General features: G+C 71.5%; 12 protein-coding genes. 6 read left to right on the top strand and 6 right to left on the bottom strand.

The window, feature by feature from the left end; genetic code table 11:
- Positions 1–503 precede the first annotated feature (503 nt).
- From DFJ69_RS31320 to DFJ69_RS31300, 5 genes are all read right to left on the bottom strand, one after another.
- Complete coding sequence (locus tag DFJ69_RS31320; RefSeq protein ID WP_245974653.1) at positions 504–1,946, bottom strand: oxygenase MpaB family protein; 1,443 nt, start codon at positions 1,944–1,946, stop codon at positions 504–506.
- Position 1,947: 1 nt separating this feature from the next.
- Positions 1,948–2,670 (bottom strand): polyprenyl diphosphate synthase, encoded by a 723-nt coding sequence (uppS, locus tag DFJ69_RS31315; protein ID WP_116025905.1) that lies wholly within the window; start codon positions 2,668–2,670, stop codon positions 1,948–1,950.
- A gap of 291 nt (positions 2,671–2,961) precedes the next feature.
- On the bottom strand, positions 2,962–3,162 hold the full coding sequence (locus tag DFJ69_RS31310; protein WP_245974652.1) for a ferredoxin: 201 nt from the start codon (positions 3,160–3,162) through the stop codon (positions 2,962–2,964).
- Complete coding sequence (locus DFJ69_RS31305; protein ID WP_170177877.1) at positions 3,159–4,352, bottom strand: cytochrome P450; 1,194 nt, start codon at positions 4,350–4,352, stop codon at positions 3,159–3,161. The genes DFJ69_RS31310 and DFJ69_RS31305 overlap by 4 nt, the downstream gene beginning before the upstream one ends.
- Before the next feature lie 179 nt (positions 4,353–4,531).
- Positions 4,532–5,206 (bottom strand): TetR/AcrR family transcriptional regulator, encoded by a 675-nt coding sequence (locus DFJ69_RS31300; RefSeq protein WP_116025903.1) that lies wholly within the window; start codon positions 5,204–5,206, stop codon positions 4,532–4,534.
- Between the two features lie 250 nt (positions 5,207–5,456).
- On the opposite strand from DFJ69_RS31300, the gene DFJ69_RS31295 reads away from it, so the two are divergent.
- Positions 5,457–6,596 (top strand): serine hydrolase domain-containing protein, encoded by a 1,140-nt coding sequence (locus DFJ69_RS31295; RefSeq protein WP_147312533.1) that lies wholly within the window; start codon positions 5,457–5,459, stop codon positions 6,594–6,596.
- 20 nt (positions 6,597–6,616) lie between these two features.
- Here DFJ69_RS31295 and DFJ69_RS31290 read toward each other — a convergent pair whose 3' ends face one another.
- Positions 6,617–7,810 carry a family 1 glycosylhydrolase gene (locus DFJ69_RS31290; protein WP_170177876.1) on the bottom strand — a complete coding sequence of 398 codons (1,194 nt, stop codon included), beginning with the start codon at positions 7,808–7,810 and terminating at the stop codon, positions 6,617–6,619.
- 172 nt (positions 7,811–7,982) lie between these two features.
- On the opposite strand from DFJ69_RS31290, the gene DFJ69_RS31285 reads away from it, so the two are divergent.
- The 5 genes from DFJ69_RS31285 (at position 7,983) to DFJ69_RS31265 (ending at position 14,698) form a co-directional block, all read left to right on the top strand.
- Complete coding sequence (locus DFJ69_RS31285; RefSeq protein WP_170177875.1) at positions 7,983–9,035, top strand: substrate-binding domain-containing protein; 1,053 nt, start codon at positions 7,983–7,985, stop codon at positions 9,033–9,035.
- Position 9,036: 1 nt separating this feature from the next.
- The gene (locus DFJ69_RS31280; RefSeq protein WP_147312532.1) at positions 9,037–10,098 is read left to right on the top strand and encodes an ABC transporter permease; all 1,062 of its coding nucleotides are present in this window, start codon (positions 9,037–9,039) and stop codon (positions 10,096–10,098) included.
- Positions 10,088–10,894, top strand: coding sequence for an ATP-binding cassette domain-containing protein (locus tag DFJ69_RS31275; protein ID WP_116025899.1), 807 nt, complete (start codon positions 10,088–10,090; stop codon positions 10,892–10,894). The genes DFJ69_RS31280 and DFJ69_RS31275 overlap by 11 nt, the downstream gene beginning before the upstream one ends.
- Before the next feature lie 3 nt (positions 10,895–10,897).
- On the top strand, positions 10,898–11,785 hold the full coding sequence (locus tag DFJ69_RS31270) for an ROK family protein (protein WP_211328880.1): 888 nt from the start codon (positions 10,898–10,900) through the stop codon (positions 11,783–11,785).
- Between the two features lie 99 nt (positions 11,786–11,884).
- Positions 11,885–14,698: a beta-mannosidase gene (locus tag DFJ69_RS31265; RefSeq protein WP_211328879.1), complete on the top strand. Its 2,814-nt coding sequence runs from the start codon at positions 11,885–11,887 to the stop codon at positions 14,696–14,698.
- Positions 14,699–14,700: the final 2 nt, after the last annotated feature.

Here is a 14,700-nt window from a genome sequence, read left to right as displayed (position 1 = left end):
CCGTCTCCCCGGCGCGCCGGCGCCCGAGTTCGGCGTGCGGAATCGGCGTACCCGGACCCGCAGGAGGTCGGAGTCGGCGCGCCCGAACGTCTGCCGATTCATTGAACGGTGCCGCTGCCGTGGGGCAGGGTGAGTCCGGCCTCCACGGCGGTACGGCCGGTGGCGCAGCCGGCCGGCCGTGGTGATCCAGCCCGTTGCGGTTGGTCATCATCGTGGCGAGGTCGCGGACGTGCAGGGCGGCGTCGGTGAGTTCGGGACCGTGGACCGGGCCCTGTCGGCGGGGTGCGAACGGTCGGGGTGGGGCATGACCCGGCGGGGTGCAGGATGCTCGAGCCGGACCCGTCGGTGCCCGCGCGGCGGCTCGCCTTGAACGGTGCGGCCCGGCCCCGGTCCACATACCGGCGACGATCGCGTACCGCTGACCGGACCCGCTCCGGCCTCCGCTCCCCCGAGCGCCGGGAGAGCGGAGCGGCTTCGTCGGTGCGCCGACGTTCGGTCGCGGGTCAGGCCGTGGCCAGGAGGTTGTCGCAGGCGGTGGAGCCGGTGCGGCCCGTCATGAAGGCGAGGAACTCGGCGACGAACGCGCCCGAGGTGATGTCGCCGGTGGCGGTGGTCTCGACGTCGCGGCGGAAGCCGGAGCGGAACAGGAGTCGGTACTCCTCCGGGGAGATGGTGCCGCTGCCGTCCTTGTCGGCCGTCTCGAACAAGACCTCGGCGACGTGGGCCAGCGCCGGGCCGGACAGGGAGGTGGCGCCCGCCGCGAACTCCTCACGGGTGATGACCTCGTCGCCGTCGGCGTCCATGGCGGCGAGCAGCTCCTTCCACCACGCCGAGAAGGCGCCGAACAGGCGGGTCTCGGCCGGCTCGTCGAGGTCGAGCCGGGTGGCGATCTCCCGGGCCATGGCCGCGAGGTCGGGCCAGGTCAGGCGTCCGTCGCCGGTCTGGTCGAGGACCTCGTGGAACAAGCGGTCGGCGCCCTTGGCCACGGGACCGGACCGCCGCTGCCCGGCCGGGCGCCTCAGCAGGTCCTGGGCCTTGCCGGCCTGTTCCATCAGCAGGCCCATCATCTTGATCGGGCCGAGGGTGGACTCGCGGGACGGGTCGAGGATGTCGATGATCACGGGGGTGCGGCCCAGCGACGGCGGCAGCATCAGGGTGATCACGCCCACGGCGAAGTAGCCGCCGCGCATGAGCGCGTCCGCGCCGGGCGGGGCCGTGTAGCCGTACTTGGAGCGGTAGGCCTCGGGGAGCGTGGCGAGCGTGACGGCCGAGGCGACCGGGCTGATCGCGGCGCGGGCGACGGCCCAGAGCGTGGGGTGGCCCTTGAGGAGGGGCGGAGCCGGGATCGTGGAGAACAGCCCGTTGATGATCGACTGGACCGCTTCGTTGTCCTCCAGGCGCTCGGAGACCATCGAGGCGAAGTACTCGCGGAACGCCTTGAGCGTCGGCGGCAGCAGGTCGTCGCGGCCCTGCAGAAGGGTGAGGAGGGCCTTGTACTCCTCATACAGTTGCCCCTCCTCCTTGGCGGTGAGAGGTGTGCCGGTGAGCCTGCAGACCTCCACCGTCGAGTCGTACAGGGTGGCGATCACCCAGGCACGGGCGTCGGCGTCGAGGGCGCTGTAGGGGCGGCCCCGTTCGTCCGTCCCGGTGATGCGGGCGTGCAGCCGGTTGAGCCGGTCGACCTCGCGCAGTTGGACGGCGACGTCCTCGTCGACGAGGCGGTCGATGCTGGTGATCGTGTTGAACAGCCGCCGCCACGGATGCACGACGAACGTCGAGTGATCCAGGAGCGCACCTCCCACCTGCGGGTGCGCGGCCTCCAGGACGGTGGCCCGCACGGCGGCCAGGCCCCAGCGCAGCTCACAGGTCAGCCTTTTCAGCAGTGACCCGGCGCCGAACCTTCGCGCGAGTTCGATACGCCGCTCATGGTCGAGGGTGTCCGTCACGTCAGATCATCTCCATCTCGTCGATGCGGTCGAGTCCTCCGTACCGGCGTTTCCGCCGCCGGTACTCCTCCAGGCAGGCGCGGTACTCCTCGGCCCTGAAATCGGGCCACAGGGTCGGTGGGAACATCCATTCGGCGTAGGCGACCTGCCACAGCATGAAGTTGGAGACGCGCTGCTCGCCCGACGTCCGGATCACCAGGTCGATGTCCGGGGTGTCCGGGTACTGGAACCTCGCGGCCAGCGCCTCCTCGGTGACGGCGTCCTCGGGGACCCCTTCCCGCACCAACGCCCGCGCCGCGTGCACGATCGCGTCACGTCCGCCGTGATCGAACGCAACGGTCAGCGTCATCCGGGTGTTGCCGCTGGTCAACTCGACGATGTCGGCGATGTCCCGCGCCAGCGACGGCGGGATCCGCCCATCCTCGCCTCCCAGGAACCGACACCGGATCCCGCGCAGATGCAGCGAGGCCGCGTGCTTGCGCAGGGCCCGCTGCACCAGCCCCATGAGGAACGCGACCTCCTCGTCGGGCCGCGTCCAGTTCTCGGTCGAGAACGCGTACAGCGTCAGCCACTTCACCCCGCACGCATACGACGTCTCGATCACGTCGACGACCGAACCCTCCCCGACGCGATGCCCCTCCGTCCGCTCCCTCCCCCTCTGCTCGGCCCACCGCCCGTTCCCGTCCATCACGCACGCCACATGCCGTGGCAGCCCAGCAGCCATTGGCCCTCCTGTATTCAGAGGATTACACAACGCAACCGCCCATGAGCGGCCTTTCGGCGAACTTCGACCCCAAGCTGTCGGGGCGGACACAGTACGATCCGGGCCCCGAACCGGCATGTTCATCGACAGCCCGAAAAATCGAAGTCCGGGCCGCGACCCCGTCCGTTGGGTGCGTGACCACATGGCGGAGGTGGCGGCCTCGGCCCAGGAGACCTCGGGGCTGGTGATCTGGATGCGGTCGGGGTCGGGGAAGTGCCGCCGGATCCAGGCCGGGTGGGGGGAGCCGTGTGGTCAGGAGGCGGTGAGGGTGATGGCCCGGTTGGGGCATGCGGCGACGGCTCGGCGGGCGGAGGGGAGCCGGTCGTCTGCGGGTTCGTCGTGGAGCAGGACCACCAGCCCCTCCTCCTCGTCCTGGTCGAACAGGTCGGGGGCGTGGAACGCGCACTGGCCGGCGCCTCGGCAGGCGTCCCGGTCGGCGCTCAGTCGGATCACCACCGGATCGGCAAAGCGTTGACGCCGTAGACGAACATGTCGTCCTTGTAGCGGAGTTCCGACGGGTCCACGGCGAGGTCCAGGGTGGGCAAGCGCGCGAACAGCTCGACGAGGGCGATCTCCAGCTCGACCCGGGCCAGCGTCTGGCCGATGCACTGGTGCGCCCCGTACCCGAAGGCGACGTGGTGGCCCCGATCTCGGGCGATGTCCAGCGTGTCGGCGTCCGGGAAGTGGTCGGGGTCCCGGTTGGCCGACGGCAGGGCCAGGATGACGCCCTCCCCCGCCGCCACCAGCGTGCCGCCGACCTCGACCGGCTCCAGCGCGACCCGTGGAGCGCCCGCCTGGACCACCGTGAGGAAGCGCAGCAGCTCCTCCACGGCGCGCCCGATCAGGGACGGGTCGGTGCGCAGCGCGGCGAGTTGGTCGGGATGCCGCAGCAGGGTCAGCACGCCGAGGCCCAGCATGTTGGCGGTGGTCTCGTGACCGGCGATCAGCAGCAGCCGGGCCATCGCGACGAGTTCCTCGTGGCGCAGCTCGCCCTTGCCGACCCGGAGGGCCATCCGGCCGAGCAGGTCGTCGGTGGGCTCTCGCTCCCGCCGGGCGGCCAGATCGTCCAGGTAGGCCGCGAGGTCCGCCATCGCGATCTCACCCGCGCCGCGGTCGTCGGTCATCCGCAGCGCCGCCGTGCTGCGGGACTGGAAGAAGTCATGGTCCTCGTACGGCACGCCGAGCAGCCGGCAGATCACGATGGACGGCAGCGGCAGCGCGAACGACTCCACCAGATCGGCGGGCGGGCCCTGCTCCGCCATCCGGTCGAGCAGCGCGGTGACGTCGCGGAGAAGGGCGGGCCGCATCGCGTTGGTGCGCCGGACGGTGAACTCGGCGGTCAACATCCGCCGCAGCCGTCCGTGCTCGGGGTCGTCCATCCGCAGGAACGACAGCCCGCCGGGCGTCGGCCGCCGTGGGATCAGGCGGGGGAAGGCGGGGTGCGTGTCGTCGGAGCTGAACCGAGGGTCGGCCAGCACCGTGCGCACGTCGGCATGCCTGCTGACCAGCCAGTGCTCCCCGCCGTGCGTCCCCAGGACCCGGATCGGCGGGCCCTCTCGCAGGGCGGCGAACTCGCGCGGAGGATGCAGCGGATCCGAGCGCCGGACCGGTATCGACACGGGGCACTGCGCGGAATCGCCCATGAGATCCTCCACGGTGTTCGGACCTTGGCTCCCCCGCACGATAAAACAGCTTTGCGCTCCGGTAAACCCCATCGTCAATGGCCTTTACGGCGGCCCATATTCGACATTTCTGCGGCTGAATTTTCGCCGCCGTCCGCACCGCCGATCCGGTGGGCGACGGTCCGCGGGGGCTGTGCGCGTCACGTCTGTTCGGGTGTGCCGAACCTTTCGTACAGGCCGTCGGTGTAGTTGCGCATGATCTGGAGGTAGTCCACGTTGTCGGGGTCCATCAGCCACTGGATCTCGAGCCCCATCATCATGGAGATGACCTCATATCCGACCTGCTCGGCGTCCACGTCCGGCCTGATCCGTCCGGCCTCCTTGTCGGTCATGACGGCCGTCATGATCCGTTGCCGGGCGCGGCGGTACCGATGGACGAAGAACTCGTGGAGGCCGTCCTCCGGGTCGAGGCTCTCGGCGGCGAGGACGACGTACAGCCGGGTGAAGAGCGCGTTCTCCTTGATGAGCTCGGCGGCGTCGGGAAGCTCCGACAGGCTCACCATCTCGTCGGGGATCTTGTAGAACCATCGCTCGCGCTTCTCGCGCTCCTCGACCGCCTCGCTGAGCAGGCGTTCCCTGCTGCCGAAGTAGTAGATCAGGTTGGAGTGCTTGAGGCCGAGCCCCTCGGCCAGCTCGGTGAGCCGCAGGCCGCGTTGTCCCTTGCGGGCGAGGGTCTCGATGGCGGCGTCCAGGATGGCCTGGCGGCGGGCCTCACCGCGGGGCTGGCGTTTGGCGCCGTCCGCCGGTGCGGGCTTTCGGCGCTTGGGCGTCGTCGCCGTGTCGTCCGCCGGCCGTTCTGTCGCGCTCCCCGCCAACGATGTTCCTCCAGTCTCGGGCCGCCTCGACCTGCCGCGCCGCGCCGTGCCGCGAGGGACGTCGAGCGGCGGCCGGCCCTCACACCCTAGGCCATTGCAGTTTTTTTACAAGTCTGTACAGTCTCGGCATTCCAGCAGGCCCCGTGGCCGGGAGGCCGGCCATCGGACGGAGGAGTGACGCCATGGCCGTTCAGGAAGATGTCCCGGCGATGGGCGCGCCCGGGCGCGCCGAGGTTCGGGGGGAGGCCGCGTGAGCGACGGAACGAGCGGGGTCCGCGGACACGTGGCGCCCGGGTATGAGGCGGTGCGGGACGCGCTGGTCGCGATGGCCGAGGCGGACCCGACCCACTGTGCCCAGTTCGCCGCCTTCCGTGGGGCGGAGCCGGTCGTCGACCTGGTGTGCGGCCCGTGGGATCGGGATGCGCTGCTGCCGGTGTTCTCCTGCGGCAAGGGCGCGATCGGCGTCACGGTCGCGCTGTTGGTCCAGCGCGGTCTGCTCGATCTGGACGCGCGGGTCGCGCGGTACTGGCCCGAGTTCGCGGCGGCCGGCAAGCGGGAGGTCACGGTACGGCAGTTGCTGTCGCACCAGGCGGGAGTCCCGACGGTGGACGGGGGCTTCACGGCGGGGGAACTGCTCGCCCACGACGGCCTCGCCCACCGCCTGGCCGCGCAACGGCCCTTCTGGCACCCGGGCTCCGCGTTCGCGTACCACGCGGTGACGATCGGGACGCTCGCCGACGAGCTGGTCCGCCGCATCACGGGGCGAACGCTGTCCGAGGTCTTCGGTGAGGACATCGCCGCACCACGTGGCATCGATGTGCATCTGGGCGCGGGGCCGGAGCTCGACCCCCGCGTGGTGTCGGTCGACCTGCCGACCGACGAGGAGCTGGAGAAGGGCCTGGCCACCGTTCCGCTGACCGAACCCGACTCGCTGGGCGCGATGCTCGCCCCGACGGATGTCGGACCCGTGTGGACCTGGATCAACACCGAGGAGCCGCGACGCGGAGGCCCCGCCGCGCTCGCCGGGCTGGCGTCGGCGCACGGTCTGGCGCGGATGTACGCGGCCCTCGGGAACGATGTCGGCGCGCCCCGCGTCGCCGACGCCGACGTCATCGCCCAGATCTCACAGGTGCAGGTCGAGGGCCACGACCTTCTCTCCGGCCTTCCGTTCCGGTACGGCGTCCTCTTCCAGCGCCCGTTGGCGCCCCGCCTGGCGTACGGCAGTTCGTGGGCCTTCGGGCACGACGGGCTCGGCGGCTCGGTGGGGGTCGGCGACCCGTTCCACGATCTGGCGTTCGGGTACACGGTCAAGCGCATCACCCTGCCACCCTGCTGCGACGCTCGCGCGCTCCGGCTCATGGACGCCGTTCGAGCGGCCGCCGCGGGCTGACGGCCGACCGACGGCCGCGATCAGCCGAGGGCCTCCGCCGCGAGGACGGCGGCGCTGGGGCGAACCGTCCGGTCCCGGGTGATGAGACCGAACGGCACGTCGTAGCCGCGCATCCATTCGTAGTTGTCGACGCCGGTCCAGTGGAAGAAGCCCCGGATGTCGGCCCCCTCGGCGATCGCCGTGCGCACGATGGCCAGGCCCTCGCGCAGGTACCGCGCCCGGAGGTCGTCGTCGTGGACGCCGACGCCGTACTCGGCGACCAGGAGGGGCGTGTCCTCGAGCTCTTCGCGGAGCTTGGACAGGACGAGCCGAAGCCCGGCGGACGAGACGGCGTACCCCATGGCCGACAGCGGGGCACCCGACGGGTGGGGAACGGGCTCGCCGCGGCGCACGCCCGTCGTCCGGTAGTAGGAGAACCCGATCATGTCGAAGACGTTCGCCAGGTGGGGGACGTCGATCGGCGGACGGTCGCGAATGCGCAGGACGCCGTCGCGGACCAGGCCGATCCACGAGGTCCAGTTGTCGGCCAGATGGTTCCGCACCCTCACGGTCGTCTCCGCCGAGTCGTCCAGGGCCACCGGCACGGACAGGCCGTAGATCGAGGACACGGGCCGGCCCGTCGAGCGGAGACGTAGCGCCGCCTCCGCGGTGGCGAGATGGATGCCCTCGGCGACGCGGCCGAACGTGTCGGCGTCGTCGACGGCAGGGGGGAACGGCCCGCCGCCGAAGGCGATGCGGGGGTAGTAGTTCGGCTCGTTGACGGGCTGCCATCCGCCGACGAGATCGGAGAACGCGTCGGCGACGAAGTCGACATGGCGCATCCAGTGCCCGCGCCGGTTCTCCTCGTTCGCGAAGCCCCCCGAACGCGCGAACCAGCGCGGCAGCGTGAAGTGGTGCAGGCACAGCCACGGCGTGATCCCCGCATCGGCCGCGGCGAGGAGGATCTCCCGGTACCGCGCCACCTGCGAGCGGTCGCGCCGCCCCTCCTCGGGCTCCAGCCTCGCCCAGTCCACCGACATCCGGTGATGGCGCAGCCCCAGGCCGGAGTAGAGCCCGAAGTCGGTGGCGAACGAACGGGCGAACCCGTTCCCGTCCCCCGAGACGGGCGCCCGCCCCTGTTGCTCCCACTCCCACCAGTCGGAGGCCGGCGCGGCGCCCTCCGCCTGGGTCGCCGACGCTCCCGTACCCCACATGAATCCCTCTGGCCAACGCATGCGAGGCACCCTGGCACGCCCCGAAAAATTTTTCAAGGCTGACAAGAATCTATTGACAGTCGCCACCGCACGAGCCGATAGTCGTTCGCACAGACCCCCGGTGAGCTGCGTCACAGGCTCTCGACCAGGGGGTTCCACCGAGGGGATCACCGGACTCGGGAAGGGAGCGGCAGTGAATCCACACACGCACGACACGGGGACACGCCGGCGTCGAACGGCACGGCCGAGATCGAGATGGGCCGCCGGTGCGGTCGCCCTGACGTCCCTGGCGGCGCTCACGACCGCCTGCGACTCGTCCGGCGGCGCGCAGAACGCGACGGGCGGCTCCGGACTGAAGATCATCTACGTGCGGAACGTGCCCCAGCCGACGCCGTTCGACGCGCCGATCGTCAAGGGCTACCAGGACGCGGGCCGGAACCTGGGCGCGAACGTGATCTTCCAGGGCGCCCCGGGCAACACCAAGGCGGGCGACCCCGCGCAGGGCAAACGTCTCGTCCAGAACGCGGTGGCCGCGAAGCCCTCGTGCCTCATCGTCACCTTCGACACCCCGTCCGCGCAGGGGCCCGAGGTGCGCAAGGCGCAGGCCGCGGGCATCCCCGTCGTCTTCGCCAACGCGGGCTACCAGGAGGCGGAGAAGTACGGCGCGCTGACCTACATCGGCTCGGACGAGACCCTGCAGGGCAGGTCCGGGGCGCAGGAGCTCGCCAGGCTCGGCGTCAAGCACCCCCTGATGGTCTCTCTCGCGCCGGGGTCGCTGCCGCTCACCGACCAGCGGAACGCCGGGTTCGAGTCCGGGTTCTCCGGGCGGACCACCTGGCTGTACCTGTCGCTCAAGGAGGCGGGCGGCACCACCGCGTCGATCGCGGGAACGATCCAGGCGAAGCTGGCCAGAGACCCCTCGATCGACGCCGTGTTCACCGCCGGGGTGGTCTTCGCCCCGGCGGCCCTCGCGGCGCACACCGCCACGGGCTCCCGGGCCTCCGAGCTCACCTGGGCGACCATCGACACCAACGAGCAGATCCTCGGGGCCGTCAAGGCCGGAAAACTGGCCTTCGCCCTCGACCAGCAGCAGTACCTGCAGGGGTACTGGGCGGCGCTCGTCTGCGACCAGTACGTCCGGTACGGGCTCAAGCCCGTCGACCCCGTCATGGCGACCGGCCCGGTCACCGTGACCCGGCGGAACATCGCCGACTACCTGAAGGCGGCCTCGGAAGGGATCCACTGACGTGGCGATTCAGCACATGCCGGCGCCGAGGAGAACGGCGCGCGAACCTCGCGCCGACGGCCGGCGCAGGCTGCAGAGGGCGCTGTTGCGCCCGGAGTTCACCGCGGTCGCCAGCACCGTCGTCGTCTTCGTGATCTTCGCGATCGCCGGCGGCGACGACGGGTTCCTGTCCTCGCCGGGGATTCGGAACGTGTTCCAGGTCTCGGCCACCATCGGCATCGTGGCCGCCCCGATGACCCTGCTGATGGTGTGCGGCGAGTTCGACCTGTCCGTCGGGGCGATGGTCGGCGCCGCGGAGATCATGTTCGCCTACCCGGTCATCCACGGCTGGCCGCTGTGGGCCGCGCTCCTGCTGACCCTCGCCGGAGCCGCGGTCGTCGGGCTGGTCAACGGGATCCTCGTCATCCGCACCTCGATACCGTCGTTCCTGGTCTCGCTGGCGATGATGTTCATCGTGGCCGGCGCGGCCGCCGCCGTCGCCAACGGCAGCCTCGGCGGCACCACGATCGCCGGCGTCACCGACGCGCTGCAGGGCGACCCCCTGCTGCGGCTGTTCTCCGGGAACATCGGCGACTGGATCCCGGTCGCCGCGGTGTGGTGGATCGCCATCAGCCTCCTGGCCGCCTGGGTCCTGATCGGCACCCGCTTCGGCAACTGGATCTCGGTGACCGGCGGGGCCCGCGAATCCGCCCAACGCGCCGGCATCCCGGTGGCCAGGGTGAAGGTGCTGATGTTCGTCATCACCTCGGCCGGGGCCGCCCTTGCCGGCGTCCTGGCGGCGCTCTACGCCAACACCGCCAGCGTGTCCGACGGGAGCAGCCTGCAGTTCGAGGTCATCGTGGCGGCGGTCATCGGCGGGACGTTCGTCTTCGGGGGGATCGGCACGCCGATCGGCACCGTCTTCGGCGCGCTGTTCTTCGGGCTCGTCTACCAGGGCTTCTACTTCACCGACATCGACACCAACTGGTTCCTGGCGCTGCTCGGGACGCTCCTGCTGGTCGCCGTCATGAGCAACAACACGGCCCGGCGGCTCACGATGAGGCGGTTGCGCGATGACCGATGAACCGATCTTCGAGGCCCGGGAGGTCAGCAAGTCCTACGGCACCGTCCGGGCGCTGACGTCGGTGAGCCTCCGGGTGGAGGCCGGACGGGTCACCTGCCTGCTCGGCGACAACGGCGCCGGGAAGTCCTCCCTGATCAAGATCCTCTCGGGGGTGGCGTCGCCGGACGCGGGCACGCTCGCGGTCGACGGCTCACCGGTGCGGTTCGCCGACCCCAAGGACGCCCTCACCCGAGGGATCGCCACCGTCTACCAGGACCTCGCCGTGGTCCCCGACCTGCCCGTGTACCGCAACTTCTTCATGGGACGCGAGCCCGTGCTGGGCCGGGGCCCATTGGCGAGGTTCGACAAGCGCCGGGCCCGCAGGGTCACGCAGGAGCAGTTGGAATCGATCGGGATCAGCCTCGCCGACCCCGAACGCCCGATCTCCACGCTCTCCGGCGGTGAACGGCAGTCCGTCGCCGTGGCGCGGGCCGTGTACTTCGGCGCGAAGGTCCTCCTCCTGGACGAACCCACCTCCGCCCTGGGCGTGCGGCAGGCCGAGACGGTGCTGCGCTACGCGGTGCGCGCCAAGCAACAGGGTGTCGGGGTCGTCCTCATCACGCACAACGCGCACCACGCGTGGGCGGTCGGCGACCGTTTCGTCGTGCTCCAGCGAGGCGAGGTCTCGGTCGACGCCGATGCCGGGGAGATCTCCCTCGACGAGCTCATCAGGCACATGGCGGGCGGCGCGGACATCGCCGAGCTGCAGCGGGAACTGCGGGCCGACCGGGTCCCCGCTCCGGGCGCGGGGATCTGAGCGGTGGGCGAGATACCCGCGCTGGAGATCGGCGGGACCCATGTCAGCGCCGCGGTGGTGGACGACTCCACCTGGCGGCCGATCGGTCCGGCGACGCGACGGCCGCTGCGGGCCGACGCGTCCCCGGAGGAGTTCCTGACGGCCGTGGTGGCCGCCGCCGCGCGCCTGGCGCGGGGCCCCTCCCCCATCTGGGGCGTGGCGATCCCCGACCCGTTCGACTACTCGCGCGGCACCGCCCTGTACGAGGGTGTCGGCAAGTTCGGGGCCCTGTACGGCCTGGACGTCGGTGCGGCACTGGGGCCACGGCTCGGAGCCGGTGGACTGATCTTCGTCAACGATGCCGACGCGTTCGCCCTCGGCGAGTGGGTGCGGCTCGCGCGCACCGCAGGAGGAGACGGGCCGCGCCGGTGCGTGGGCATCACGCTGGGAACGGGGATCGGGTCCGGATGGATCATCGATGGGAGGCCCGTGCACCACGGATCGGGCCTCCCGCCGGGTGGTCGCGCGCACCGCCTCGTGGTGGACGGGGTGCCGCTGGAGGACGTGATGTCGCGTCGTGCGATCCGCGCGGCGTACCGGATGTCCGGGGGCGACGCCGATGCCGACGTGGCCGCCATCGCCGCCGCCGCGCGCGCCGGCGACGCCGCGGCGACGTCCGTGCTGCGGCCCGCGCTGAGCGCGCTCGGCACCGCCCTCGGCCCCTGCCTGCGAGCCTTCGGCCCGGACGTCGTGATCGTCGGCGGCTCCATGGCCGGCTCCTGGGATCTGTTCGAGCCGTGGTTCCGAGCGGGCGCCGGGGACCTGCCACCCATACGCGTCACCCCGGACACGACCGCCTCGGCCCTGGTCGGGGCCGCGCGCCATGCGTCGTCCGCGCCCGGAGGCCGGTGACCCGCCCGGAGTGCACACGCCGGGCATGCGACGCGCGCCGGTCACGATGCCGGTGAACGGGGCGCGCGTCCCTTGGACCTGCGGGACCGCCCTCGAGCCGTGTCGGCGCGGGGCGAGCCCGGGTACCTCGGCACGGCCGGCACGCTCCTCGGCGGATTCCGCATCGTCAAGATCCGGCGCGCGCTGACGCCGCCGGCCACGGAAGGAAATCCCATGCACACCGCCCTGCGGCTGGACCGCTTCGAGCTGGCCGCCTGCGACGCCGAGACGCCCGACGCGCTCGCCGCCGCGGACCCCACGTGGATCCCCGCCCGCGTTCCCGGCGGCGTCCACGAGAGCCTGGTCGACGCCGGGATCATCGGGCACCCGTACTTCGGGGACAACGAGCACGCCGCCCGCTGGGTCGAGGACGCCGCCTGGTGGTACAGGGCCGAGTTCACCGCCGACCCCGTCGACCTCGCGTCCGGCGAGCGGGCGCGCCTGATCTGCGACGGCCTCGACACGGTCGCGGTGCTGTGGCTCAACGGCGAACGCGTCGGCGCGCACGAGTCCCAGTTCCGACCCGGCGTGTTCGACGTCACCGGCTCCGTGCGTGCGCACAACGTCCTGCTCATCCGGTTCGCGCCTCCGCTGGCGGGGCTGACGGCGCCGCCCGGGGTGACCGACACCGTCGCCCGGCTGCGAAAGCTGTTCGCCGCGCTCGCGCCCGACCGCGAGGCCGACGTGGAGGGCGAACGGCCGCCCGGCGTGCTGTCGGCCGATCCGGCGTTCACCCTGCGCCGCAAGGCGACGTTCTCCTGGGGCTGGGACTTCGCGCCCCGCCTCCCGTCCGTCGGCCTCGCCCGGCCGGTCGAGCTGCGGCGCGAGCGCGGCGCGATCTTGGCCGGGCACCATGTGCGGGCCGTGTCGGTGGACGTCGCGGCGCGCACGGCGCGGGTGGCGATCGACGTGGAGGCCGAGGCGTTCGCCCACACCGGCGGGTTGTCGGCGCACGTCACGCTCACCGCCCCAGGCGGACGCGTCCATTCGGTACGGATTCCGCTCCTCGGCGGCCGTGGCGGCGCGCTGTTGCGTGTTGAGGACGCGGATCTGTGGTGGACGCACGATCTCGGGGAGCAGCCGCTCTACACGGTGTCGGTCGAGCTGGCCACGCCGGAGGGCACGGTCGTGGACCGTGTGCGGGATCGCATCGGTCTCCGCACGATCGCGTTGGATCGTTCGCCCGACGATGAGGGCGGCCGGCTGTTCCGGTTCGTGCTCAACGGCGTCCCCGTCTTCGCGCGCGGCGCGAACTGGGTCCCACCGAGCATGTTGCCCGGCTCGGTGACCCCGCAGACGGTGCGGTCGCTGGTGGAGACGGCGCGGCTCGGTGAGATGACCATGCTGCGGGTGTGGGGCGGCGGCCTGTACGAGCAGGACGCCTTCTATCGTGCCTGCGACGAACTCGGCATCCTCGTATGGCAGGACTTCATGTTCTCCTGCGCCGACTACCCCAGCGAGGACGCCGGTCTGCGCGCCGAGGTCGCCCGCGAAGCCGAATACCAGGTCGCGAGGCTGCGCAACCGTGCCTGCCTGGCGCTGTGGGCGGGCAACAACGAGGTCCACGCCATCCACGGGCTCGTGCACGGCGACCTGGAGCCCGGCAACTGGGGCTGGGCGTTCTTCCACGACCTGCTGCCGGCGACCGTCGCCCGGCTGAGCCCCGAGGTGCCGTACTGGCCCGGCAGCCCGTGGGCCGACTCCGATCCGACCGGAGGCGTGAACGGTGTCGCCGACGGGGACCGGCATGCCTGGGAGGTCTGGCATGGTGTGGACGTCGGTGCGGGCGGCCCCACCGACTTCCCCGGGCGGGGTGCCGCCGTCCACTTCGACCGTTATCGGTACGACCGGGGCAGGTTCATCAGCGAATTCGGCATCCACGCCGCCCCGGAACTCGGCACGTTGCGCCGCTGGACGCCGCCCGGCGCGCTCGCCCTGCGCAGCCCGGCGTTCGACCACCGCAACAAGGACGTTCCCAAGACCAAGGGCGACGACCTGATGTTCGCCGAGACCGGCCTGCCCGCCGACCTGGCTCAGTACGTGGACTTCTCCATGGCCTGTCAGGCCGAGGGCCTGAAGTTCGGGATCGAGCATTATCGCCGCCGCCAGCCGCATTGCTCGGGGACCCTGCTGTGGCAGTACGACGATCCGTGGCCCGGCCTGTCCTGGTCGATCGTGGATCACGACCGCGTGCCCAAGGCCGGGTTCCACTTCGCCCAGCGCGCGTACCGACCGGTGCTGACGAGCTTCGTCCGTACCGAGGACGGTGGCCTGGAACTGTGGGTCACCAACAGCGGCGTCCGCGATGTATCCCTCGACCTGCGCGTCGAGGTGGCCACGTTCACGGGGCGGCGGGTCGTGGACGAGCGGGTGTCCGTCGTCGCGCGCGCCTACGACTCGCGGTCCGTGTGGTCGGTGGCGTCGGACGTTTATGAGCCGGGGCCCGACCGTTACGCCTGGGTGTCGGAGGCGATCGGGACCACCGAGCCGAACCGGTTGTTCTTCGCCCCGATCAAGGATCTTCTCGTCACCGGCGGCACGGTCGAACTCGTCGCCGGGCCGAACGAAGGCGGCTGCGCCGACATCACCCTCATCTCCCACGGCTACAGCTACCTGGCCCGCGTTCTGACACCCGCCCCAGGGATCACGTTCGACCGCAACTACCTCGACCTGCGCGACGGCGATCGGGCGGAGATCACCGTTCGGGGCCTGCCCGACGGCTTCGACCCGGCGACCTTGCGCGTTGCCGCCTACGGAGGAGGCTCATGCGGACTTGTGGGAGTCGAGCCGGGCAACCCGGAAATGGCGCGCACCCGGCCCGGACCGCGATGTCCCTGCGGTCGGGCCGGGTGCCGGTGTTTCATCACCGGGTGAAT

Origin of the sequence: Thermomonospora umbrina, from assembly GCF_003386555.1 — a bacterium.
GTDB classification, from domain to species: Bacteria; Actinomycetota; Actinomycetes; order Streptosporangiales; family Streptosporangiaceae; genus Thermomonospora; species Thermomonospora umbrina.
This window is presented reverse-complemented; position numbering and strand designations above follow the sequence as displayed.